General features: G+C 68.7%; 23 protein-coding genes and 5 pseudogenes. 10 read left to right on the top strand and 18 right to left on the bottom strand.

Going from position 1 to position 21247, the window contains the following annotated elements; all coding sequences use genetic code 11:
- Positions 1–108: 108 nt before the first annotated feature.
- A pseudogene (locus tag ACQPXS_RS45260) lies at positions 109–483 on the top strand (IS110 family transposase); the annotation flags it as partial.
- 13 nt (positions 484–496) lie between these two features.
- Here ACQPXS_RS45260 and ACQPXS_RS45255 read toward each other — a convergent pair.
- Both ACQPXS_RS45255 and ACQPXS_RS45250 read right to left on the bottom strand, forming a co-directional pair.
- A complete protein-coding gene (locus tag ACQPXS_RS45255; RefSeq protein WP_433455259.1) occupies positions 497–925 on the bottom strand; it encodes a hypothetical protein in 429 nt (142 codons plus the stop codon).
- Positions 922–1751, bottom strand: a pseudogene (locus ACQPXS_RS45250) (IS5 family transposase). The gene ACQPXS_RS45255 and the pseudogene ACQPXS_RS45250 overlap by 4 nt, the downstream one beginning before the upstream one ends.
- Positions 1752–1971: 220 nt before the next feature.
- Here ACQPXS_RS45250 and ACQPXS_RS45245 point away from each other — a divergent pair.
- Positions 1972–2721 (top strand): transposase family protein, encoded by a 750-nt coding sequence (locus ACQPXS_RS45245; protein WP_433455258.1) that lies wholly within the window; start codon positions 1972–1974, stop codon positions 2719–2721.
- 6 nt (positions 2722–2727) lie between these two features.
- On the opposite strand, the gene ACQPXS_RS45240 is transcribed toward ACQPXS_RS45245, so the two are convergent.
- The 4 genes from ACQPXS_RS45240 to ACQPXS_RS45225 form a co-directional block, all read right to left on the bottom strand.
- A complete protein-coding gene (locus ACQPXS_RS45240; protein WP_433455257.1) occupies positions 2728–2910 on the bottom strand; it encodes a hypothetical protein in 183 nt (60 codons plus the stop codon).
- Between the two features lie 280 nt (positions 2911–3190).
- A complete protein-coding gene (locus ACQPXS_RS45235) occupies positions 3191–3637 on the bottom strand; it encodes a GlcG/HbpS family heme-binding protein (RefSeq protein WP_433455256.1) in 447 nt (148 codons plus the stop codon).
- A 64-nt stretch (positions 3638–3701) separates the two neighbouring features.
- Complete coding sequence (locus ACQPXS_RS45230) at positions 3702–4022, bottom strand: NIPSNAP family protein (protein ID WP_433455255.1); 321 nt, start codon at positions 4020–4022, stop codon at positions 3702–3704.
- 30 nt (positions 4023–4052) lie between these two features.
- Positions 4053–5018 carry an NADP-dependent oxidoreductase gene (locus tag ACQPXS_RS45225; protein ID WP_433456237.1) on the bottom strand — a complete coding sequence of 322 codons (966 nt, stop codon included), beginning with the start codon at positions 5016–5018 and terminating at the stop codon, positions 4053–4055.
- A 127-nt stretch (positions 5019–5145) separates the two neighbouring features.
- On the opposite strand from ACQPXS_RS45225, the gene ACQPXS_RS45220 reads away from it, so the two are divergent.
- Positions 5146–6126 carry a GlxA family transcriptional regulator gene (locus tag ACQPXS_RS45220; RefSeq protein ID WP_433455254.1) on the top strand — a complete coding sequence of 327 codons (981 nt, stop codon included), beginning with the start codon at positions 5146–5148 and terminating at the stop codon, positions 6124–6126.
- Positions 6127–6247: 121 nt separating this feature from the next.
- On the opposite strand, the pseudogene ACQPXS_RS45215 reads toward ACQPXS_RS45220, so the two are convergent.
- Both ACQPXS_RS45215 and ACQPXS_RS45210 read right to left on the bottom strand, forming a co-directional pair.
- Positions 6248–6337: pseudogene (locus ACQPXS_RS45215) on the bottom strand (Ku protein); the annotation flags it as partial.
- A 292-nt stretch (positions 6338–6629) separates the two neighbouring features.
- Complete coding sequence (locus ACQPXS_RS45210; RefSeq protein WP_433455253.1) at positions 6630–6935, bottom strand: DUF3759 domain-containing protein; 306 nt, start codon at positions 6933–6935, stop codon at positions 6630–6632.
- Between the two features lie 272 nt (positions 6936–7207).
- On the opposite strand from ACQPXS_RS45210, the gene ACQPXS_RS45205 reads away from it, so the two are divergent.
- Complete coding sequence (locus tag ACQPXS_RS45205; RefSeq protein ID WP_433455252.1) at positions 7208–7444, top strand: hypothetical protein; 237 nt, start codon at positions 7208–7210, stop codon at positions 7442–7444.
- A gap of 486 nt (positions 7445–7930) precedes the next feature.
- Here the strand turns inward: ACQPXS_RS45205 and ACQPXS_RS45200 are convergent.
- Positions 7931–8725 (bottom strand): annotated as a pseudogene (locus tag ACQPXS_RS45200) (IS3 family transposase); the annotation flags it as partial.
- Positions 8726–9084: 359 nt separating this feature from the next.
- Here ACQPXS_RS45200 and ACQPXS_RS45195 point away from each other — a divergent pair.
- The 3 genes from ACQPXS_RS45195 to ACQPXS_RS45185 are packed head-to-tail and all read left to right on the top strand — an operon-like array spanning position 9085 to position 10135.
- Positions 9085–9441 carry a hypothetical protein gene (locus ACQPXS_RS45195; protein WP_433455251.1) on the top strand — a complete coding sequence of 119 codons (357 nt, stop codon included), beginning with the start codon at positions 9085–9087 and terminating at the stop codon, positions 9439–9441.
- Positions 9442–9470: 29 nt separating this feature from the next.
- The gene (locus tag ACQPXS_RS45190; RefSeq protein ID WP_433455250.1) at positions 9471–9815 is read left to right on the top strand and encodes a DUF6247 family protein; all 345 of its coding nucleotides are present in this window, start codon (positions 9471–9473) and stop codon (positions 9813–9815) included.
- Positions 9812–10135: a hypothetical protein gene (locus ACQPXS_RS45185; RefSeq protein WP_433455249.1), complete on the top strand. Its 324-nt coding sequence runs from the start codon at positions 9812–9814 to the stop codon at positions 10133–10135. Before ACQPXS_RS45190 ends, ACQPXS_RS45185 begins: the two co-directional genes overlap by 4 nt.
- 466 nt (positions 10136–10601) lie before the next feature.
- Here the strand turns inward: ACQPXS_RS45185 and ACQPXS_RS45180 are convergent, their stop codons facing one another.
- From ACQPXS_RS45180 to ACQPXS_RS45160, 5 genes are all read right to left on the bottom strand, one after another.
- Positions 10602–11183 carry a DUF6417 family protein gene (locus tag ACQPXS_RS45180; RefSeq protein WP_433455248.1) on the bottom strand — a complete coding sequence of 194 codons (582 nt, stop codon included), beginning with the start codon at positions 11181–11183 and terminating at the stop codon, positions 10602–10604.
- Between the two features lie 134 nt (positions 11184–11317).
- Positions 11318–11755: a hypothetical protein gene (locus ACQPXS_RS45175; protein ID WP_433455247.1), complete on the bottom strand. Its 438-nt coding sequence runs from the start codon at positions 11753–11755 to the stop codon at positions 11318–11320.
- Positions 11756–11984: 229 nt separating this feature from the next.
- Positions 11985–13007, bottom strand: coding sequence for an SDR family oxidoreductase (locus tag ACQPXS_RS45170; protein ID WP_433455246.1), 1023 nt, complete (start codon positions 13005–13007; stop codon positions 11985–11987).
- The gene (locus ACQPXS_RS45165) at positions 13004–13735 is read right to left on the bottom strand and encodes a DUF998 domain-containing protein (RefSeq protein WP_433455245.1); all 732 of its coding nucleotides are present in this window, start codon (positions 13733–13735) and stop codon (positions 13004–13006) included. The genes ACQPXS_RS45170 and ACQPXS_RS45165 overlap by 4 nt, the downstream gene beginning before the upstream one ends.
- A complete protein-coding gene (locus ACQPXS_RS45160; protein WP_433455244.1) occupies positions 13732–14781 on the bottom strand; it encodes an aldo/keto reductase in 1050 nt (349 codons plus the stop codon). The genes ACQPXS_RS45165 and ACQPXS_RS45160 overlap by 4 nt, the downstream gene beginning before the upstream one ends.
- 76 nt (positions 14782–14857) lie before the next feature.
- Here ACQPXS_RS45160 and ACQPXS_RS45155 point away from each other — a divergent pair, with 76 nt between their 5' ends.
- Positions 14858–15400: a TetR/AcrR family transcriptional regulator gene (locus ACQPXS_RS45155; protein ID WP_365335316.1), complete on the top strand. Its 543-nt coding sequence runs from the start codon at positions 14858–14860 to the stop codon at positions 15398–15400.
- On the opposite strand, the gene ACQPXS_RS45150 is transcribed toward ACQPXS_RS45155, so the two are convergent.
- From ACQPXS_RS45150 to ACQPXS_RS45135, 4 genes and pseudogenes are all read right to left on the bottom strand, one after another.
- Positions 15397–16431 (bottom strand): PP2C family protein-serine/threonine phosphatase, encoded by a 1035-nt coding sequence (locus ACQPXS_RS45150; RefSeq protein ID WP_433455243.1) that lies wholly within the window; start codon positions 16429–16431, stop codon positions 15397–15399. The genes ACQPXS_RS45155 and ACQPXS_RS45150 overlap by 4 nt on opposite strands.
- A gap of 619 nt (positions 16432–17050) precedes the next feature.
- On the bottom strand, positions 17051–17479 hold the full coding sequence (locus ACQPXS_RS45145; RefSeq protein ID WP_433455242.1) for a patatin-like phospholipase family protein: 429 nt from the start codon (positions 17477–17479) through the stop codon (positions 17051–17053).
- 45 nt (positions 17480–17524) lie between these two features.
- Positions 17525–17659: a hypothetical protein gene (locus tag ACQPXS_RS45140; RefSeq protein WP_433456293.1), complete on the bottom strand. Its 135-nt coding sequence runs from the start codon at positions 17657–17659 to the stop codon at positions 17525–17527.
- A 188-nt stretch (positions 17660–17847) separates the two neighbouring features.
- Positions 17848–18177: pseudogene (locus tag ACQPXS_RS45135) on the bottom strand (GNAT family N-acetyltransferase); the annotation flags it as partial.
- A 405-nt stretch (positions 18178–18582) separates the two neighbouring features.
- Between ACQPXS_RS45135 and ACQPXS_RS45130 the strand changes: the two are divergent.
- A complete protein-coding gene (locus ACQPXS_RS45130; protein ID WP_433456235.1) occupies positions 18583–20109 on the top strand; it encodes a flavin monoamine oxidase family protein in 1527 nt (508 codons plus the stop codon).
- A 337-nt stretch (positions 20110–20446) separates the two neighbouring features.
- Positions 20447–20758: a terpene synthase family protein gene (locus ACQPXS_RS45125; protein WP_433455241.1), complete on the top strand. Its 312-nt coding sequence runs from the start codon at positions 20447–20449 to the stop codon at positions 20756–20758.
- The last annotated feature ends 489 nt before the right edge of the window (positions 20759–21247 follow it).

Here is a 21247-nt window from a genome sequence, read left to right as displayed (position 1 = left end):
CCGACGACTCGGCCGCCGATTAGGAAGTGCGAGACAGTCGCTGACGAGAGCAATGCCGGCGAGGTCGTCCGTGGCAAGAACGTCACGAACACGCACGTCAGGAGCGCAATGAGTCGAATATGGGCGGGGATCGACAGCGGCAAAGGCCACCACCACGGCCTCGCCCTGGACGCCGAGGGCACCACGTTGCTGTCGCGGCGTGTGGCCAACGACGAGCCCGAGCTGCTCACGTTCATCGGCGATGTCTTGGCCCTGGCGGACGGAAGCCCGGTGACCTGGGCGATCGACATGACCGGCGGCGAACCGGCGTTGCTGCTCGCCCTCCTGCTCAACCACGGCCAGGAGGTCCTCTACCTGCCTGGCCGCCTGGTGAACCGGGCCGCCGACGGTTACCGCGGCGAGGGCAAGACCGACGCCCGGGACGCGTATGTCATCGCGGACCAGGCCCGAATGCGCCGTGATCTGCGGCCGATCCGCCCCGGCCCTCGCCTGACGACTACGGACGTGGCAGGGTGAACAGCCCCGGTTCTGGCTCGGTCAGGATGTTGCGCCCGGTCAGGCGCTTGAGCTTCAAACGGACGTTGTTGATGTTGTTCGGAGCCGGGTCCAGGTCCATCGCCTCGCACACGCCCCGTGCCCGTAGCGGACCGTCTGCCTGGGCGAACACCGCCATGATCTCCTGGTAGTCCGCCCCGTCCGGCAGCTCCGGGGCGGACGCCGACGGCCCGGGCGGGCCGGGGTCGGGCAGTTCCAGCAGCGTCTTGCGGGTGATCCGCACTTCCTCGGCGGCCCGGCCGAGTTCGTCCAGCACGGCGGTGAGCCGCGTGATCTGCTCACGGGTCTCTTCGGCCTGCTCGGCGATCTCCCGCTCGCGCTCCTCCAGACGTACCAGCACCGCCCCCAGGGTCAGGTCCCCGCTGGTCATGTGCCGCGCCAGGAGGTCGCACTGCCGGTCAGCCGACGGGCCATCACGTCGCTTATCGCCCAGTAGACCCGGGACTCGGCCGAGGCAGGTCGGTGCTCGTAGTCGCGTACGAGTCGCCGGTGCAGCATCAAGATCCCGTTCGTCTGCTCCACCCGCCAGCGGATCGGCTGCGGGACGAACCCGGTCTCGGCCGGGTTGCGCTCGACGACTTCGATGTCGATGCCCACCCGCTGACCGTGGTCCACGACGGTCTTCTTGAACCCCTGGTCCACCAGAGCCCTCGTCACGGTGCCGCCGCTACCTGCTGCGACCTTGTCGAGCAGAGCGGTGCCGAAGGCGTTGTCGTGGACGGAGGCGGCCAGCACCACCACGGCGATCACCAGACCCAGCACGTCCACGGCAAGCCCCCGCTTACGTCCCGGCACCTTCTTCGCCGCATCGCGTCCCGTCGTCTCGGCCGGCACCCCGGCCGCCGCGTGCAGGCTTTGGGTGTCGAGCACCACCAGGCTGGGGTCGGCTAATCGGCCCCTCTTCTCGCGGACCTGCCAGCGCAGCAGGTCGTGAATGACCTGGTCAGTGCCATCGTCACGCCACGTGTAGAAGTAGTACTTCACCGCCCCGGCAGGCGGCAGGTCGTGCGGAAGGTACTCCCACTGGCAGCCGGTCCGGGACTGGTAGAGCAGCGCGTTGACGATCTCCCGCATCGCGTAGCGGCCCTCATGTCCGCTGAGGAGGGGTGCTGGGCCTTCCATGCGGTGATCACCGGCTCGACCAGCGCCCAGCGTTCGTCGGATAAGTCGCTCTTGTAGGGCTTGCGGTCACTCACGCAGCCGCCTCAGCACGGCGCCAGCCCCGCGACCTGGCGGAGGCGGTAAGGCCACACGTTCAGGCGACGACAGAACGGACATCACCTCTCATTCCGCCCTCTCAGAGTGGCCATCGATCGGGTGACTGTGGGCTTGGTGCGGGCCATGACAGAACGCCCGAGGCCCTCGGGGTGTCGAGAGAGGTGCTTCACGCCTCAACTCGTCACCCGGAGGGCCTCGTTGGTTGTCTATCCTGCAGCATTGGACCTGCCGCATGCCCTCGTGGAGTGGGTAACGATGTTGATCGTCACCCGGGAGGGTGACCGGCGGTGCAAGCTCCGCCCGTCCCAGCGCGCGATCGTCGCTCTGGTGTACCTGCGTCGGCACACTCCGCTCGCTCAGATCGCCACCGGATTCGGCATCAGCGTGGGTACCGCCCATGCCTACGTCCGTGCGGTCACCACCCTCCTCGCGGGCAGGGCACCCGGCCTGACCCAGGCCCTGCGCGAAGCAGACAGCGAGTATGTACTGATCGACGGCACCCTCGCCGAGTGCGACCGCAGTGGCGACGGCCGGGCCGACTACAGCGGCAAGCACCGCCGTCATGGAGTGAACCTGCAGGTCATCACCGGTCACACAGGCAAGCTCACGTGGATCTCCGCCCCGCTGCCCGGGCGCACCCACGACCTGACCGCCGCCCGCCGGCACCGCATCATCGCCACCTGCACCCGCCTGAACATCCCCGCCCTGGCCGACCTGGCCTACACCGGCGCAGGCGCACACATCGCAGCCCCGATCCGCCGACGGCCCAAGAAGGAGCTCACCGCCAAGGAGAAATCGCTGAACAAGGCCCATGCCCGGCTGCGCTGCCCAGTCGAGCGCGGCGTCGCCACCGTCAAACGCTGGCACATCTTCCGCCACGCCCGCTGCAGCCCCAGCTGGCTCACGTCAGCCGTCCGGGCCATCCTCACCCTCGAGAGGCAACGCTGAAAACGCTCAGAGCCTGAGTGCGGCTGAGCCGTGGGGGTTGCCGTCGGCGTCGGAGGTGTCGGTGAACACGACATCACCGATGTAAGGCAGCGTGGCGGGGCGGTTAAGCGCGATAAGGCCGCGGGCGGCGCGGTTGGGCTGTCGGCCGCAGGCTGCGGCATCACCATCGACCCACAGGGTCAGGGCCATGGTCAGGCCGACCGAGCGAGCGGGCGTTGTCACAGCACAGCGCGTGATACGGGGAGCTGACCGGAAGCCAGGCCAGCAGGCGGAAGACGCCGGTGGGCCGGATGACCAGAGCGAAACGCCGGTCGTCGCTCGCGGCAGTGGTGATCGGGGACATGGGTATCCCCTGAACTCGGGCGTATGTCTTCAAACCGCCCGAGCTCTCGCCGCGCGGGTGTCTACCCTGCGGCCGACCGGTGCGGGCCAGCCGCAGGACACCTCCTGTGGCAATATCCGAGGGCGGTCAGTGAACGGGCAGCTCGAATCCCAGAGCGGCCAGGGCCTCCTCGGCGGCCTGCTGGTCCTGCTCGTAGCTGCCGCCGGAGATTCCCAGGCCGCCGACGCACCGGCCCTTGTCGATGATCGGGTAGCCGCCGCCGACCGCCATCAGGCGCGGGTGGCCAGCCAGCGGCGCGATCTTCGGGTTGGCGAGGTAGTCGTTCCACGCGTGGGTGGGTGTGTGGAAGGAGGCCGCGGTCCACGCCTTGTCGAGGGCGACCTCGGCGGTGAGGAAGGGTGCCTCGTCGGCGCGGTCGAACGCCTTCAGGTGCCCGCCCTGGTCGGTGACGGCGACGGCCGCCGTGAAGCCGATCCGGGCGGCGGCGCTGTGCACGGCCTGGATGAGTGCGCCAGCGGCGACCTTGGTGATCGACGAGGCGGGGGACGACTTTTGGATTGCGTCGGTAGTCATGAACGTTCCTTCGTTGTGGTGCCGTACGGGTGGTCCGTGGCGTGCGAGGCGCGCGGGGGCCGCCTCACTGCAGGGGTGAGGCGGGGGTGGGGACCACGCGGGTGACGACGGACTTCTCGGGGATCAGCAGGCTGTAGACGACCGGGCCGATCTCGTTCTTCCAGCGGTCGTGCTGGTACACGGCTGTGTACAGGGCCTCGCTCTGGGCCTCGTCCTCGAACCGGCGGATCCACACGTAGCCGTCGTCGTCCTCGGCGTCGTCGAAGGAGGCGGTCACGTCCATGCCCAGCGAGGCCTGGAACGGGATGACCACGTCCTCCATGTAGCGCACCCACTCCTCGCGGCGTCCGGGCTGCGCCTGGTAGCGGCGGATCTCGTAGTACACGGTGCTGCTCTTCGCTGCTTGCAGGGAAGGTCAGTCGGTCACGGTGAGGACGACCTTGCCGCGGGTGCGGCCGGCCTCGACGCGGGCGTGGGCCGCGCCGGCCTGTTCCAGCGGGAAGGTCTCCTCCACCTCGACGGCGACCGCGCCCTCGTCGATCAGGTCTGCGATCGTGGTCAGCGCGGTACCGTCCGGCTCGACCAGGTACGCAGTGACGCGCACCCCGGCTGCCTCGGCGGCCTGGGCCAGTTCCGGGGAGACACCGGCCGGGACGGCGACCAGCAGGCCGCCCGGGCGCAGAACCTTCAGCGAGCGGGTGCTGGTGTTGTCGTGGGCGTCGCCCACCAGGTCGATGACGACGTCGACGTCCTTGGTGACGTCCTCGAAGCGGGTGGTGGTGTAGTCGATGGTCTCGTCGGCGCCGAGCTCCTTGAGCCAGGGGTGGCGTGCGGCGCTGGCGGTGGCGATCACGTGGGCGCCCAGGTGCCGGGCGAACTGGACCGCGAAGTGGCCCACCCCGCCGGCGGCGGCCGTGATCAGGACGCGCTGGCCGGCCTGGACGTGGGCGGTGTCGACCACGGTCTGCCAGGCGGTCAGCGCCGCCAGCGGCACGGCGGCCGCGTGCGGGTGGTCCAGGGTGGCCGGCTTGCGGGCCCACTGGCGGGCCGGTGCGGTCACGTACTCGGCGTAGCCGCCGGCGGCGCGCGGGAACCACGGCATGCCGTACACCTCGTCGCCGACCTTCAGGGTGGTGACGCCGAAGCCGACCTCCTCGACGACACCGGACACGTCCCAGCCAAGGATCAGCGGAAGCGTCTGCAGCCCCGCCACGGCCTCGCCCTCGCGGGTCTTCCAGTCCACCGGGTTGACCCCGGCGGCGTGCACCCGTACCAGCACCTCGGTCGGCAGCGGCACCGGGCGCGCGACCTCCTCGACGGTCAGCACCTCCGCTCCGCCGAACTCGCTGATGGTGACTGCCCGCATGGTGTGCTCACTCATGATGTCCTCGCTCATGCCTGTGTTGCTCTTCCTTCAGCGGGGACCGCGTCCCCGCCACACAAACAGTGGCGTGCGCCCGCGGAGGCGGGTGAGTGGCCGGGGGGACATCTGTCGTACCATTCCGGCCATGAGGCATCGTGTTGTCGTTCTCGCCCTCGACGGAGTCCAGCCGCTGGACCTGGGCATCCCGGCCCGGGTGTTCAACGAGGCCTGTGAACCGGATGGGACCCGTCTGTACTCCGTCGTCACCTGCTCCCTCGGCGGCCGGCCGGTGCGCACGCACGAGGACTACCGGATCGTCGTCGACCACGACGAGTCGGTGCTGGAGACCGCGGACACCGTCGTTCTCGCCACGCAGGAGCCCAGCGAGCAGCTGCTCGCGACCGGCGCGCTCCCCGAGGAACTCGCCGCGGCGCTGGACCGGATAAGGCCGCACACCCGCATCGTCAGCCTGTGCACCTCGGCCTTCCTGCTCGCGGCAGCCGGTCTGCTCGACGGTCAGCGGGCCACCACGCACTGGGGGCTGTGTGACGCGCTGGCGCGGCTGTTCCCCGACGTCGAGGTCGATCCGGACGTCTTGTTCGTCGACAACGGACGCATCCTTACCTCCGCCGGCGGAGCGGCCGGCATCGACCTGTGCCTGCACCTGGTCCGTCTGGACCACGGGGCGGCGGTGGCCTCGGCCGCCGCGCGGCGCTGCGTCGTGGCGCCGTGGCGCGAGGGCGGGCAGGCCCAGTTCATCGAGCACCCGGTTCCGCAGGACACCGACCGTTCCACTTCGGCGACCCGGCAGTGGGCGCTGGACCGGCTGGCCGAGCCGGTCACCCTGGAGGACATGGCCCGGCACGCGCACATGAGCGTGCGCACCTTCACCCGGCGGTTCCGCAGCGAGGTGGGCAGCAGCCCGCTGAAGTGGCTGGCGCAGCAGCGGCTGGCGCACGCGCGCCTGCTGCTGGAGTCCACCGACCTGACCGTCGCACGGATCGCCACCGCCTGCGGCTTCGGCGACCCCGTCGCCCTGCGCAAGCACTTCCACACGTACCTGGGCCTGTCACCACTGGCCTACCGTCGCGCCCACAACGCACCGGAGCCGATAACGGCACGGTGACCACCCAGCCGGGTCAGGGGCTGCGACAACGCCCCACCCATCACCCGTCGCGTCCGTCCGCCAACGTGTCACACGGGGCGCGATGTCATGGCCACATCAGGAATAGGCACACGAGCGAGGGGACGCAGTGGTCCTCGGTCGCGCCGCCCGCATTGATCGGCACCGTGACGAGTCCGAAGCTGATCGCGCCGCTCCAGATCGTTCGGGGCATGGCAAACCGCAGTAGCCCCAAGCATCACCAGATGTAGGGTCTTGGAATCGGCTTCACAGCCCCAGGCGCGACTGCACACCAGCAGCGCATGCGAAACGATTTTCAGACTGGGTATTCAGCGTAGTCACCCCCTCGAGCAACGGCATCCGGCGCTTGCCGACCGCCGCTCTTCAGGCAGGACATGGCGAAGCCGGCGATGCTCCCTTCGGCCGAGGGACGGCCGAAGGGAGTGAGGGGCGTCAGGCGCCGGTGCTCGCGGCCTTCCGCACTGATGGTGCGCGAGCCGCCGCGGTCAGACGGTGACGAACTCGGGGGCGATCCGCGCTGCTGCGGCCGCCGCGTGACGCCTGACCTCCTCGTTGTCCAGGTGGTCCAGGCCGAGGTCGATCAGGAGCCGATCGGCCTGCTGGCGCGCCAGCGCCTCCAGGGTGTGGGGCAGACTCTGGTCGTCGATCGGCTGCCCGGACTCCTTGAGCTTCCGCGTGGCCTCCCAGGCGGCCGCGTGGCCGGCCTGTTCCTCGGTGACGAGACGGTCCAAACTGGAGCTGCCGTAGATGACGGTGTGCGCGTCCTTGTACTGCGTGATGCTTTGGGACACGGTTTCTCCTCGCATAAGGCCCGACCGGCTCTTGCATGCCGGTCGGCTACCGTCCCAGACAAACCCGACCCGCCCGGCCGCCGCCCGACAGCGACCCCCGAACGGGTTGCCTGCGGTGAGGCGACGCGGGCCGCGACACGGGTAGCCGTGCGCCCGGGCGAGGCCCTTTGCCCAGCTCAGCTCGGAGCCAGCCGATCACGGTCTTGCATCGAAGGAATGACGAGCTCGCTCGCGGCGGTGGCCGGCTGGCGCGGCTCGTCGTTGGCCTGGGCATGAGTGCCCTGAACGATCGGCCCACCGATACGGTCTTTGCTCGGCTGACTGGCGCCTGCTGGCTCGGCGACACGGGCGGGGACCGCTCAGGTTGCCCGGTGTCGCCTCCGCAGAACGGGCTGCGAGGTGACTCGAAGCCCGATGTTGCCGACCGGCTGGCCAGGTGGCGGAAGGTCATGCTGCCAGTGGCGGTATTCACCATCATCGCTGCACTCGTGGCGGCGATGTACGTCTGAACGCGCCTGTTGCCCTCACCGCCCATGCGTCAGTCCGATGGGCGAGGCAGCCGGTGAGGGTGAACAGGCTGTTGCAGGACTGCCTGTTCCGGTACGGAAGGTTGGGGCGGTGGGAAGAGGAGATCTTCCAGAGCGGTCAGCGCGAACAACCCGAGGAGCACTACCTCCGGGACGAGCAGAGCTATCACGATCACGACGCCTCCCCGCACATCAGCGATCACAGCGGTCGCTTGACGGCAACCGGGTCACGCCCACCGTGCCGCCGAATGGGCTACGTTGCACATCGGCGCGCGGCACGCATAGGCCGATTGGGTGATGGCTTGTCGTATGGATGCACGACGAGGGGAGCAGCGGCGACGTCTGGCCGTGAGCCCCGCCCGGCTCGGCCGAGGCTTTCGTCATAGCCACGGCTGCTCATCATGCGGATCCTGCGGCATGCGCACGATCAGGGGTCTGCTGCACGATTGGGCGGCAGGTCAGGTTCGGTCACGCGGCCTGGAGGGCCGGTGTGGTCATGACGGCCTCGAATTCGACGGGTGTCAGTCGGCCGAGTGCGGCTTGTCTGCGGCGCCGGTGGTAGGTCCTCTCGATCCAGGAAACGATCGCGATCCGCAGTTCTTCGCGGGTGGCCCAGGTCCGGCGGTCGAGGACGTTCTTCTGCACCAGGCTGAAGAAGGATTCCATGGCCGCGTTGTCGCCGGCCGCCCCGACTCTCCCTATCGATCCGGCCATCCGATGGTGGTCGAGGGCCCGGACGAACTTCCGGGACCGCCCTGTGATCCGCGATCGCTGTGCAGGATGCACCCGTCGACGTGTTCCCGCCGGGCCACGGCGTTGTCCAGGGCGGCTACGGCGAGGCGGGACTTCATCCGCGTATCGATGGAGTAGCCCACGATCCTGTTGCTGAAGACATCCTTGATCGCGCAGAGGTACAGCTTGCCTTGGCCGGTGGCGTGTTCGGTGATGTCGGCGAGCCACAGCCGGTTCGGGCCGGTCGCGGTGAAGTTGCGGCTCACGAGATCGTCGTGCACCGGCTGGCCGGCCTTCTTGCCCCCGGCCACGCTTCTTCCCGAAGACACTCCACCCGCGGTTGTCCCGGCAGATCCGCCACGCGGTGCGCCCGGCCATGCCCGCCCCGGCACCACGCGCTTCATCGACCAGGAACCGGTAACCGAACTCCGGGTCGTCGCAGTGGGCGTCGAACAGTGCGTTCGCGCGATACGCCTCCTCCAGCACGGCGTCGGCAACCGGCTTGCCCAGCCAGCGGTAGGCAGACCTGCTGTACCGGGACTGGCTCCAGATCGAACATACGGCCGGGAACCGGCAAGGACTACACCGCCATCACCCACCTGCAACAGGGCAACCAGACACTGGACTGCTCACTGGAGACGGAAACCGAGCAACTCATCAACCACCTCCTGGGCGGCTCGAGCACGGCGGTGCGCACGGCCCGGTAGGCAGGGACTGCTCGGTTCTTAAAGTCTCCCCTGCCTTGAAGGGCGGGGAGACTTCAACTGAAGGGCGGGGAGACTTCAACGCCGACGCGCCGATGGCGAAGCCACAATACTGCGGTCTGTGAAACCAGAGTGTATATATCTGCAGTGTTGCAAACCATGGTCTGTGGTGTCATGCTGCGAAGCATGTCGGCGAAACAGAACAAGGACGACCAGGACCCCGACGTGCAGAGGGTCCGCAATACCCGCGCCGAGATCACCCGCGCGGAAAAGCAGCTCGCCCAGCTCCGCAGACAACTCGAAGACGACGTTCGTGCCGCCGTCACCGCACCCGTCGGCGGAAAGCTGCCGTACGGACGGGTCGCTAGACTTGCCCGCATGCTGGGCTACAAGGACTCCAGCATGATCTACACCCTGCGCGACAACAGCCTCGCCCGGGCCGGACAGCAGTGCACACAAAGCCCCACCAAGGACAACAAGACGCCATCTGCCGAAGAGCCTGACGGCAGGGCCCCAGGCCGGATGAAGCCAACTGCCGCCTGACCGACCGCCAAGTAGGGGAACTGCCGTTCATGACTACCGCCACCCATGGCTCTGGGGCCGTGCCCTCCATGCCCGACAGGACACCGAAGGCGCTCCGCGCCGCCATCGCCCAGCATGCGCCGCAACTCCTCGTCGACTTCGATCGACACTGGCGCCGCGACATCGCCGACGCTTACGACCTCGCGCCGGTCCCTGCCTTCATGGCCCGCTGGTGGGGCGAATTCGCCCTCGCCCGCGATCCCCAACTAGAAGCGAAGGTGCACGGCCTGGAGGACGAGGCCAGCCGGGAACCCGATTACGCCCGCGCCAAGTCACTCATCGAAGAAGCCGGACGCATCCGCCGCGCGGCAGCGAAGGCAGAGCCCGGCCAGTGACCGAGCACTTCATGGGGCCGCCATGGCAAGCCGACTGGACCAAGAACGCCGAGGACAACAGAAACGCCCTCCCCGAAGAGGCCCGGGCCTTGGTCGACGCAGCCCGCGCCGAACTCGTCACCGCCGCTGACCCGTACTTCCGGGGCATCGACAGCGACCGCGACCTCCCAGGCGGAATGAGTGTCGAACCCGTCCAGTCCACCCGCCCCGGTGGCGAGCACGTCATCTACTTCGACCACGGCCGAGGGTGGCTCCGGTACCACTTCGCCCGCAGAAACACCGATCCTCAGATCGTCATCGATGAGTGTTTCTGGCAGTGAGCCAGCCACCCTGAGCCTGGATCCGTCGCGTGACGACCGGTTCGGGTAGCCCCGGATACAGAGAGGTGCCGCTGACCTGAGGTTATGGGAGTTGCCACGCTTCCAACGGCACCGATCAGCAAGGCACCTCGTAAGCGAAATCCTCCCCCACCTATGGAATGCGCCCCAGGGAGGGGAGCCTTCAAAGAGGTTGAGCCAGAGCCGCAACTCGCGTACAAGCCAGGGCGGTCGCGTTTCGGCGGGACGCACGGTGACCGGCTCTCCAGGCCGGGCACAGGACCATCTGGCCAGGGTCACCCCCAGGGGAGAAAAGAAGGGGCCGTCGCACCGCTGCGAACGACTGCACCACACGCCGCGTCCCCGGCCACAGGCGTGATTCGTCCCAACAAGCCGTGCACAAATGCCCTGCGGGCGTGAAAGGCGACAGAGCTTTGCTGGCCGTTGGGGGGGCTTGGCCGCAGGCTGGCTATCGGCCGGACGGGCGGAAGGTGACGCCGTGCTCGCGGCCGAACCGGTTGGCCTCGGCTGTGGAACCGCCCACGGAGCGCACGTAGAAGGCGTAGGCCACCGACTCGATCTGCTCCTCGTTCAGGTGCAGAATCCACAGGTTGCCGAGCCGGCGCGTGGTGCGCACCTTCTCCTCCAGGCCGTCGGCCGGCGGCTTGCGCAGCCGGGCACCGAGGTGCACGTACAGGCGCAGTGCGTCCATCTCCGAGCGGCGCAGCTCGACCACCTGCTCGCCGTCTACCGGCCCGTCGGGCCGGCGGTTGGGGGCGGGGCTGGCCTCGGTGTAGGCCAGCCCATCCCGGCCGTGGCCCGTCAGTCGGGCCGCCCACGCAACGGGTCGGCCCTCATACGCGGACAACTCCGCGCGCATGTCCCGGTCGGCCAGCTCCACCAGGCCCTGCCCGGCCGCCGTCTCCACCGTCTTGTGGTGGTCAGGACGCAAGCCTCCGAACAGCACCCAGCCGTGCTCAGCCACCTCCTCATGATCGCGCAGGACCCGCAGCGCCCCGATGAGCAAGCCCTTCCTGCCGTGGATCCACATCTCCCCGCCCTCCTACCGTCGCACGCTGGAGACGACGGTAGGAGCCGGCCCACGCGGTGCGGAGCCGAACGCCCAGAAGATCACCAGTGCGTGTGGGCTCCGGTCATGCTGGTTTCAGCCGGCACCGCGCGCGGTCATGAGGCTCGGCGGAAGGGCGCGGTAGCGGCGGGGCCGACCGTGTGAGGGCCTAACTTGGCCCGGATGTGGTCCATGGCGGCTTCGGCGAGGAGCCGGGACTCCCGTGCGGCGTCCAGGCTGATTTGCTGGGTCACCTGGTCGGCATCGATGAGGTCCTCGCCCTTCAAGGCGATACCGGTCAGGCGGGCGCGCTGTAGACCGGCGGCATCCATCAGCTGGTACGCCATGGTGCGTAGGTCTTCGTCGTGCGCGGAGGGTTCGGGCAGGCGGCGGGTCTTCTCCCAGGTGGTGCCGCCGGCGAATCTCAGGGTCAGGGTGAGCGCTTGGGCGGCCTGGCCGCGGCGCCGCAGCAGCCCGTCAGCCGGGTCTTCGCCGGACTCAGCCCGCGCCGCGGCCTGACCCGACCGGTGAAGGAGGAGACGGAGAGGACGCATCCACATGCGTATCCCGACGGGAATCCCTCGCCCTGGTCGTCGAGCTGCTCACCAGTCCCCGATGATCCCTTGACCGACACACGGCCCCTCGACGATGTGGGCATGTCTTCGAGGAACTGCTGCCCGTGCCGGCTGAAGGCGCCTGCCTTGTCCATGACCGCTCCGCCAGCAGTCGCCCCGCTCCAGTAGCCCCCTCCCCTGACCTGGGCACTGCCCAAGTGCGAGCCGGTCACTTCCCGATGCCGTGGGCGAGGAGGCTCTCGGCGGTCTCGGCGATGGTGTCCTCGATGGGACGCGCCCGCCATCCCAGGAGGCGTTCCGCCTTGGCGCTTGTGGCGTCGAGATCCCGGCCGAGCTGGTGCCTCAGCAGTCGCAGTTCGGGGTTCACGATGCCCAGCGCGTGCGTGAGCCACACGGGCAGTTCACGGGTCGGGGCCTTCGCAGCGTGCTCGCCAAGGCGGTCACGCAGAATGCGCGCGATGTCGACGAGGCGCAGGCTGTGCCCCGCGATCGCGAGGAAGCGCTCGCCGGCGGCTGCCGGATCGGTCATCGCGCGCAGGTGCAGGTCCGCCACGTCGCGCACGTCGACATAACCCATCCCGAAGGGAGGGCACGCAGGAACCCGTCCCTCGAGCATTCTCCGCACAAGGCGCAGGGATGGTGGGTCGTTTGGACCCAGCAGTGGTCCAAGGACTCCCACGGGATGAACCGCCGCCAGTTCCAGGCCACCGCCTTCGTCCTCGATGAACTGCCAGGCGGCGCGCTCGGCGAGCGTCTTGGACCGCTGGTAGGGCGGGATGTCGCTGTCGATGTGGGTCCAGTCCTCCTCGGTGAACGGGGTCGAGCGCGGGGGATGCCCAATCCCGACGGCTCCGAAGGCGCTCGTGAGGACGACGCGGCCCACGCCGGCGTCGCGGGCGGCGCGCAGCACCCGCAGGACGCCCTCGCGCGCTGGGACCACCATCTCGTCGTCGTTCGCCGGTGCGCTACGCAGGGTCGGCGAGGCGACGTGGAGGATGAAGTCGCAGTCGGCGACGGCTTCGTCCCAGCCGTCGGAGCGTTCGAGGTCGGCGCGTACGACCGTGAGGCGGTCGTCTTGGAACGGCTGGGCTGCGTGGAGCCAGGAGCGCAGTGCCGGCGCGCGCCGCGGGTCGCGGACTGTGGTGCGGACGGTGTGCCCGGCGTCGAGCAGGGCCAGGACGCACCAGCTCCCGATGAATCCTGTCCCTCCGGTGACCAGTACCTGTGTCATCTGTGTCTCCAGTTCGCGACGTGGGCTTCGGGCGGTGTTGGCGGCCGCGTCGCAGCATGTCGCTGGGTGGCGGCCAGGCTGCTTCCCAGGAGGGCGTGGCCGATCATGATGGGGTAGATCACGGCGCGCTCGGACATGCCGATGTTCCACATCCAGCCGGTGAACACGTCGGCCATGAAGAGGGGGAACGCGATCAGTCCGGCGGTGCCGAGCGCGGTGGTCGTGATCGAGCGGCCTCTGCCGAGACCGATGCGGGGTCCGCCGGTTCCGACGGCGATCGCCATGAGGTTGCCGGCGAGCATGACGCCCTGCGCGCCGAGGGTGTGGAACGCGATCAGGCCGTTGTCGACGTTGGCGTTGGAGCCCTGGAAGATGCCGACGAGCGAGACGCCGACGCCGGAGAGGACGGCGAGGATCACGATGATGACCGGGCGGGGACCCTTGCGCGGGTCGAACACGAGGAACGCGCCGACGATCAGGAGGATGCCGTAGCTCACCCAGCCGGTGTCCATGACGGCACCGAGGGGGGAATTGGCGACCTGTCCGAACGCGGTTTGTGCCGGGCCGGTCAGGCCGAGGTGACTGACCCAGTTGTACAGGGGCGAGTACGGCGGGTTCTGCCAGGCGGCGGCGGTGATGAACTCGGCGAGCCAGGACACGAGCGGGCCGAGGAGGATGAGGAGGGCTCCGGCGCGGGCGGCCGCGCCGGAGCGGACGATGGGGTTCATGAAAGGGCCATGCCGGGGACGCGCCTGCGGATGGCCTCCAGTTCGGCCTCGTCGGAGATGCCCTGCCAGTCGTACCGCGGCGTGTACGGCGTCTCCAGGGCGCGCACCTCCTCGTCGGTGAGCTCGATGTCGAGGGAGGCCACGGCCTCGTCGATCTGCCGGATCGAACCGGCCCCGACCAGGGGCGCGGTGACGACCGGCTGGCGGCGCAGCCAGGCGAGCGCGACCTGTGCGCGGCTGACACCGTGGCCGTCGGCCACCTGTCCGACCGCGTCGATGATCGCGCGGTTGGAGGACTCCTGCTCGGGCGAGTAGAGCATGTCCGCGTAGGCGCCGTCCGTCTCGGAGCGCACCGTCGAGCGGGCGTCGTCCCAGGCGCGGGCGAGGCGGCCGCGGGCCAGCGGGGACCAGATGATCGTGCCGACACCCTCGTCCAGGCACAGCGGGATCATCTCCCGCTCCTCCTCCCGGGCGAGCAGGTTGTAGTGGTTCTGCATGGACACGAAGCGCGCCCAGCCGTGCTGCTGCTGCAGGTGAAGCGCCTTGGCGAACTCCCAGGCGTGCATGGAGGAGGCGCCGAGGTAGCGGACCTTGCCGGCCTTCACGAGATCACTGAGCGCCTCCAGCGTCTCCTCCCAGGGCGTCGCGTGGTCGTTGCGGTGGATCTGGTAGAGATCGATGTAGTGCGTACCGAGGCGGCGCAGGGAGTGGTCGACCTCGGTCATGATCGCCTTCCGTGACAGGCCACGGCCGTTGGGACCGGGCCGCATCGGGTGCCGGAGCTTGGTGGCGATCACCACCTCGTCGCGGTCGGCGAAGTCCTTGAGCGCGCGGCCGAGGATCTCCTCGCTGGACCCGTACGAGTACAGGTTCGCGGTGTCGAAGAAGTTGATCCCCGCCTCCAGCGCGTGCTTGATGAGCGGGCGGGCCTCCTTCTCCCCCTTGGACCAGACGGGATGGCCCCGGTCGGGCTCGCCGTAGGTCATCGCGCCGATGGCGATGGGTGACACGTCCAGGCCGGTGGTGCCGAGCTTGATGTACTGCATGACGCCCCTCTAAAGTAAGTGGAGAACTCTCCGAATACCGTAGTGGAGAGCTCTCCACTTAGCAAGGTGAGGTCCTGTGGTTCGTTCAGACGCTCGCGAGAACCGGGCGCGCATCCTGGCAGCCGCCCGCGAGGCGTTCGCCGAGGACAGCGCCACGTCGATGAACCAGGTCGCCCAGCGCGCCGGCGTCGGCGCGGGCACGCTGTACCGCAACTTCCCCACCCGCGAGGCGCTGGTCCTGGCCGTCTACCAGGACGAGGTGGAGCGCATCATCGGCGCCGTGCCGGCCCTGCTGGCCCGGCTGTCCCCGCTCGAAGCGCTCCGCCGCTGGACGACCGACCTCGTCGAGGCGATGCGCAGGAAGCACGGCCTCGGCGACGCGCTCAGCCCCGGCGCGCACCAGGCGATCAGCGAGCAGAGCTACGGGCCGGTCATCGCCGCGATCACGCAACTCCTCGACGCCGGCAAGAAGGACGGAAGCATCCGCACGGACGCCGACCCCGGCGACTTCCTCCAGCTCACCGGCGCACTCTGGCGCGCCGCGTCCAGCCCCGAAGACCGAGCACCACGGATGCTCGCGCTCATCCTCGACGGACTGCGCACCCAACCGCAGGGCTAGCTGGTGCCGTCGGACGCGTCCGGCCGGCGGGTAACGGCCATGAGGGCGGCATCGTCGTCCAGGCGTCCTTCGGTGTACCGGGTCAGATCGGCGATGAGAGCGTCCAGGATCACACCCGGATCCGTTGGGAGGGGACGGGACAGGAATGGCACGGGATTGTAGAAGGTGCCGTGGCGGTCACGTGCCTCGACCAGGCCGTCAGTGAACATCACCAGGGTCGCGTCGTGCGGCAGGGCGTACCGATCGACCGGTACCCGGATGCGGCCCAGATTGCCCAGGCCCAGGGGCAGGGACGGGGCAGACGGCTCCAGCGGACTCGCGCGGCCCTGGTGGATGAGGAGCGGCGCGGGGTGTCCCAGATTGATCATGTATAGGGCGGAGCCGTCGTTGGGGACGTCGATGAGGACGGCGGTGGCAAAGGACTCGGTGCCCTCCTCCTCCACGGCATCGACCCTCTGCATGACTTCCTCCAAGCGGTCGACCACATCGGTCAAGCCGGGGATGTGAGCCACGGCCTCATAGAAGGCGCCGAGCAGCCTGTTGACGGTTCGGACCGCGCCCAGTCCCTTCCCCCGCACGTCGGCAATCATCATCCGAACGCTGTCGGGTGCGGGGTGGATGGCGTAGAGGTCGCCACCGATGGCAGCCTCCTTCGCGGCGGCCCGGTACCGGGAGGCCACGTCCAGCGGCCCGACCCGCTCGGGGGGAATGGGGAGCACCGCACGCTGGACGGCCTCGGCTACCTCACGGGTGTCCTTCAACTGCTTCCGCTCTTTGGCCATGACCCGGTTGAGGATCGCGGCAAGAATGGTCAGGACTACGACGCTCGTGAACCGGACGGAGTATTCGGCAAGGGCGACGCCCTTCGTGTACGCCACGGCCATCCCGATCAGCTCCGTCACTACGCCGGTGGCGATTACGCCCGGCAACGAGTACACGGGGGCGGCCAGTACGGGAGCGCCCGCCAGCAGCGGAAACACGCTGAATCCTGACGGGGTCAGTACGTCGACGACGACCGCGACGAGGAGCACCGCGGCAGGCAGGAGATAAGGCCATCGACTCCAGCTGACCAGAGGTGTGCGGTCGCGTGTCATTACCCTGCCGCCCCTGTGCTCCTGGGTGGATCGTCATCGAGTCCCAGTCTCCGACGCACCCCGACCCACAGCGACCGGACCAACCTCGTGCGCGTCCACATCAGCGACATCGGTATCTCACACCTGATCAAGGGACATCTCGGCGAGGATGTGGTCCCCGGCCCGGTTCCACCCCCGAAGCGTCCGTCGCGCTGAGCACAGGAGCAGTGCCAGGCGTCAGTCGGCCCCGGGCCGTCCCTGGGCCGTCCGAGGCCGCTCGACAGTGGCCAAAGACGACCAACAACGACCACCAGGCCCACGAGCCCATCACTGCTGAGCAGGGAAAACCCAGCTCCGGGAGATCCCGAGCAAGAACCAGGGCAAGAAGAAGTAAGAGGTGGCGCAGATAGGCGTGGTGGGGCTACCCGGACGTAAGACAGGCACAGGTCTTGATGATCATCGAGTTGCGACGCTCTGCGATCACCGCGACCTGCGCCTGTGCTGCCGGAGGGGTCGGCCTACGCGGCGACCCCTCCGGTGGCCTGCCAGCGCCACACATCACCGACCTGATCAGCGGTCAGCCCGCGTCGGCTTCTGCCCTCCTTATGGAGCGGAGTTGCGCGTCGACGTCGCCCGCCTGGCGAAGACCCGCCTGGTAGGCCGATTCCCAGGCTGCCAGGTCGCCCATGTCCGAGCCGAAAGCGCGCACCGAGGCCGGATCGGGACCGATGGTCACCGCGGTGCCTGCCCCCACGGCCGCCAGCTGCTGGTTGAGCGGCTCCCGGGGAAACAGGTGGGCCATCGGCTCGACCACGACCAGCGTGCGGGCTCCAGCGGCGAGATCGGCGTTGGAGCCCGCACGCAGCGCACCGTCCATGTACCGTCGGCCGTCGATGGCAACAGGCGGCGCGGCCCCGGGGAAGGCGCTACTCGCTGCCACCGCGTGCACCAACGGCACGCCGCTGTCGCGGTCCCACACCACGGGCTCACCGGTGGTTGCGTCCACGGCGATGATCAGCAGTCGCCGCCCCGGCCACGCGTCCGCACCGATCTAGGCGGCGCGCCCCGCGATCAGCGCCTCCTCGGCCTGGAGGTCAGTGCTGTCGAGCGCGAGCCGGCCGACGCGACGCCTGGCCTCGCCCGGTTCCAGGCTGCGGTCGCCGAGTACGGCGAACACCTCGCCCATCCGCCTGGGTCCACCTTGAGCCGGTGAGCTGAGCTGCACCTGACGAGCGCCCAGACCGTCGTCGGCTCGGCGTTGTTCCTGCCGTTCGCGGTCACTGACCTGCCTGACCTGGCCCACAGCAGCGCCACCACCGGGCCGCGGTCGTCGGCCGGAAGCCGCCCGGCCCGCCATGCCAAGCCACAGGCAAGAAACTGCCGCCCGATCTGTGTCCCGATGCCCTGGCCCCAGACTCGCGGATGCACGCCATAGGAGATCTCGGCCTGACGCTGGATGTCACTACGAACATTCAGTTCCCCCATGCCCACCACATCCCGCCCGAGGCGGGCCACATAGGAATACCGCCGCTGGGGGCTGTCCGACCAGGCTTTGACCGCGCCTTCCACGAAGTCCCGCGTCTGTCCTCTGTGTTCGGCCCCCAACGTCTGATAGCGACAAGCCTCCGCCAGACACGCCCACGAGTGAATGGCCGGCCAATCCTCCAAAGTGATCTTGTCCAGGGCCACAGAGCGCTGATTCATGAGGCGACGATCATGTCCACTTCAGCGTGTCGCCTGCAAGGGCAAGCCGTACGCGTGCTCATGCTCGTCACCCTCACCACTCCCTTCAACAACCAACCAAGTGGCAGCGAAGAGCATCACTGGCGACGTTCAAGAAGCCCTTTCACCGAAGGGGCGGAGACGCGCGTCGTGGGCGGCAGGCTGTGCGCGCCCTCGGGTGCCGATCGGCCGCCTGTCGGCGCCTGCGCGCATAGAAACGTGTGCGACACACGAATACCTCAGGGGCTGTAATCAGCCGTTGGCATGCTTCCCCGGTCGTTCAAGATCGAAAGGGGAGCCCACGTCATGGCACAGTCTCACCCCCTGCCGGACACGAGTCGGCGTTCGTTTCTGCGCACCGTTGGCCTGACCGGTGGCGCCGGCGCCATGTTTGCCACCATGGGTGCCCTCGGCCTCGCCCCCACCGCCGAAGCGGCCCAGCGCGACCAGCCCTTCCGCGCCCTCAAGCCGGGCGACTTCACCCTCACCGGCCGCGGCGCAGCCAAGGTCGTCATCGTCGGCGGCGGCATCGCCGGACTCGCCTCTGCCTACGAACTCGGCAAGGCAGGCTACGACTGCACGGTCCTGGAGGCCAGAGACCGCACCGGCGGCCGCAACTTCACCCTCCGCGGCGGCGACTCCACCACCGACCTGTACGGCAACACACAGACCGCCCGCTTCACCGACGGCCAGTACATGAACGCCGGCCCCGCCCGCATCCCCCAGTGGATGGTCACCCTCGACTACTGCCGAGAACTCGGCGTCCCCATAGAGGTGTTCACCAACGTCAACGCCGACGCCTACATCTTCAACCAGAAGTCGGGGATGAAGCAGCCCGAGCGGTACCGAACCGCGAAGGCCGACGTGTACGGCTATGTCTCCGAGCTGCTCGCCAAGGCTACCGACCGGGGCGCACTGGACAAGGAGTTGACGGTCGCAGACCGGGAGAGGCTCGTCGAGTTCCTCAAGGACTGGGGAGAGCTGGGCGACACACTCACGTACGAGGGCGGCGAACGGCGCGGCTACTCGGTCGTCCCGGCCGCCGCAGGTACTCCAGGTGTCCTCCTCGGCGACATTCCCACCGCCTCCGAGGTGTTCGCGAGCGGCGTGGGCCGCTACTTCTCCTTCGAGTTCGGCTTCGACCAGGCCATGCTGATGTTCCAGCCGGTCGGCGGCATGGACCGGATACCGCACGCACTCACCAAGGCGGTCGGCACCCACCGCATCCGCACCGGGGCAGTCGTCTCGGACATCACCGACAAGGGGAGCGGCGTTGCCGTCACCTACACCCAGGGCGGCCGTACGAAGGTGATCGACGCCGACTACTGCATCGCGGCCATGCCGCCCAACATCCTCGCCAAGGTTCAGCACAACCTCGGCTCCGGGGTGCAGCGCGCCCTGGAGGCCATCACGCCCTCGTCTGCGGCCAAGATCGGGCTCGAGTACCGTTCCCGCTGGTGGGAGCTCGACCACAACATCTACGGCGGCATCACCGAGACCGACCAGGACGTCACCCACATCTGGCACCCCTCGTACGGCTTCCACGGCGAGCGCGGCGTGCTGATCGGCTACTACAACTACGACGACGACGCGGACGCGTACGCCAAGCTGACGCCCGGGGAGCGCGAGAAGCGGGCCGTCGCCGCGGGAGTGAAGATCTACGGCGAGCAGTACCGCACCGAGCTCGCCTCCTCCTTCTCGCACCACTGGCGCCAGACACCCCACCTGGAGGCGGCCTGGCACGACACACCGGGCGGCCCCGACGACCCGCGCTACCAGCCGCTCAACCGGCCCACCGGGCGCGTCTACTTCGCCGGCGACTGGCTCAGCTACACCGACGCCTGGCAGCACGGCGCGTTCACATCGGCCCGCAAGGCCGTAACCGCCCTCCACGCGCGCGTGCTGTCCTCGTAAAACCGACAAGCAAGTGAAGCCGTGGTGTCGGGGCGCGGACCGGGAATGGTCGCGCCCCGGCCCGCGTTGTGCGTTTGAACGCAAGGCCAAAGCCCGACGGCCCCAGGCTCGACGCTCTCAGGTATGTGAGTACATAGGCGATGTGTCGCCACCTGAACGCGTGGGCAGTGCGGTATCCCGGCTGGTCGCGGACCGTGGGCGTGATGGGCTGGTCGCCGTGAGCGAGCACACGCCCACTCAGTTGGATGCGGGTGTACCTGTCTGCCCGCGGCGAAGCGCCCATCGGACTGGCCTGCCCAGGTACCCCGCCGCATGCCGCTGACTCCGAGCCGTCCCAGTGGCGCGAAGTGTCCGATCTGCCGCGGCACCCTGTCCCAGCGATCTTGTCAGCCACGTCAACGACGTGATGTCACTGGAGAAGGAGGAAGCCGCCGGCGAGGTCCACACTGTGGTCATGGTCCTGGAACGCGAGCGGCACTGCACGCGCCCCCAGGCCATCAATACCATCCACGTCCAGATCAACAACCTGCTTCGCTATGCCGACCTCATGGCGACCATGATCCGCGGCAACTACGACTGGTCCCGCCTCACCCACCGGTACGGCACCCAAAAACCCCGGGCACCAGCCCTGCGCACCACCGACACGTGAGAACTGTGCCTACTGCTGGGCCGATGGGCGTGCGGGCCGCCCGCAAGATTCACCGATCCCAGCCAATCTCCGGCGCCCGAAGCAACCAAGTAGTAAAGAGGGCAAGAGGTGCACGCTACCCGCCCCCCGACTCCCGGAGGGCGGAGCCGATGTCGCAGGGCCCGACCGCCCCGCCGTCGCGCAGACAGACACATGCAGCGGTCCCATCACGTCGGCGGGCATGGCCCGGGAACCCCCGCGCCCGCCCTCCTGACCGTCGCTGGCACAACCACAAGACCAGCGGCACCGATCATAGCTCGCTCAAGAGATCGCACGGCCTCCCGACGCCGAGCCGTATCAACCCGCCTATGGCGGACTGGGCCCACCGACCCTGCCTCGATACCGCGAGGCACCCCCCACTGCCGGCCCTCGTCGAAGAGGCCGCCTTGTTCGAGGAAATCACGTGGCGGCAGGGCAGCAACGGCGCGATGACCTCGTACTTCGCCGTTC

Origin of the sequence: Streptomyces sp. CA-142005 (assembly GCF_050942335.1) — a bacterium.
Classification (GTDB): Bacteria; Actinomycetota; Actinomycetes; order Streptomycetales; family Streptomycetaceae; genus Streptomyces.
Note: the sequence above shows the minus strand (reverse complement) of the source record. Positions and strands in the feature narration are given on the sequence as shown.

What these genes read in the sequence shown, in the direction of transcription:
- ACQPXS_RS45255 (WP_433455259.1), bottom strand. Translation starts at nt 925, where the DNA reads ATGACCAGCGGGGACCTGACCCTGGGGGCGGTGCTGGTACGTCTGGAG.
- ACQPXS_RS45240 (WP_433455257.1), bottom strand. Translation starts at nt 2,910, where the DNA reads ATGGCCCTGACCCTGTGGGTCGATGGTGATGCCGCAGCCTGCGGCCGA.
- ACQPXS_RS45235 (WP_433455256.1), bottom strand. Translation starts at nt 3,637, where the DNA reads ATGACTACCGACGCAATCCAAAAGTCGTCCCCCGCCTCGTCGATCACC.
- ACQPXS_RS45225 (WP_433456237.1), bottom strand. Translation starts at nt 5,018, where the DNA reads ATGAGTGAGCACACCATGCGGGCAGTCACCATCAGCGAGTTCGGCGGA.
- ACQPXS_RS45220 (WP_433455254.1), top strand. Translation starts at nt 5,146, where the DNA reads ATGAGGCATCGTGTTGTCGTTCTCGCCCTCGACGGAGTCCAGCCGCTG.
- ACQPXS_RS45205 (WP_433455252.1), top strand. Translation starts at nt 7,208, where the DNA reads ATGAGTGCCCTGAACGATCGGCCCACCGATACGGTCTTTGCTCGGCTG.
- ACQPXS_RS45195 (WP_433455251.1), top strand. Translation starts at nt 9,085, where the DNA reads ATGTCGGCGAAACAGAACAAGGACGACCAGGACCCCGACGTGCAGAGG.
- ACQPXS_RS45190 (WP_433455250.1), top strand. Translation starts at nt 9,471, where the DNA reads ATGACTACCGCCACCCATGGCTCTGGGGCCGTGCCCTCCATGCCCGAC.
- ACQPXS_RS45180 (WP_433455248.1), bottom strand. Translation starts at nt 11,183, where the DNA reads ATGTGGATCCACGGCAGGAAGGGCTTGCTCATCGGGGCGCTGCGGGTC.
- ACQPXS_RS45175 (WP_433455247.1), bottom strand. Translation starts at nt 11,755, where the DNA reads ATGCGTCCTCTCCGTCTCCTCCTTCACCGGTCGGGTCAGGCCGCGGCG.
- ACQPXS_RS45170 (WP_433455246.1), bottom strand. Translation starts at nt 13,007, where the DNA reads ATGACACAGGTACTGGTCACCGGAGGGACAGGATTCATCGGGAGCTGG.
- ACQPXS_RS45165 (WP_433455245.1), bottom strand. Translation starts at nt 13,735, where the DNA reads ATGAACCCCATCGTCCGCTCCGGCGCGGCCGCCCGCGCCGGAGCCCTC.
- ACQPXS_RS45160 (WP_433455244.1), bottom strand. Translation starts at nt 14,781, where the DNA reads ATGCAGTACATCAAGCTCGGCACCACCGGCCTGGACGTGTCACCCATC.
- ACQPXS_RS45140 (WP_433456293.1), bottom strand. Translation starts at nt 17,659, where the DNA reads ATGGGCGAGGTGTTCGCCGTACTCGGCGACCGCAGCCTGGAACCGGGC.
- ACQPXS_RS45130 (WP_433456235.1), top strand. Translation starts at nt 18,583, where the DNA reads ATGTTTGCCACCATGGGTGCCCTCGGCCTCGCCCCCACCGCCGAAGCG.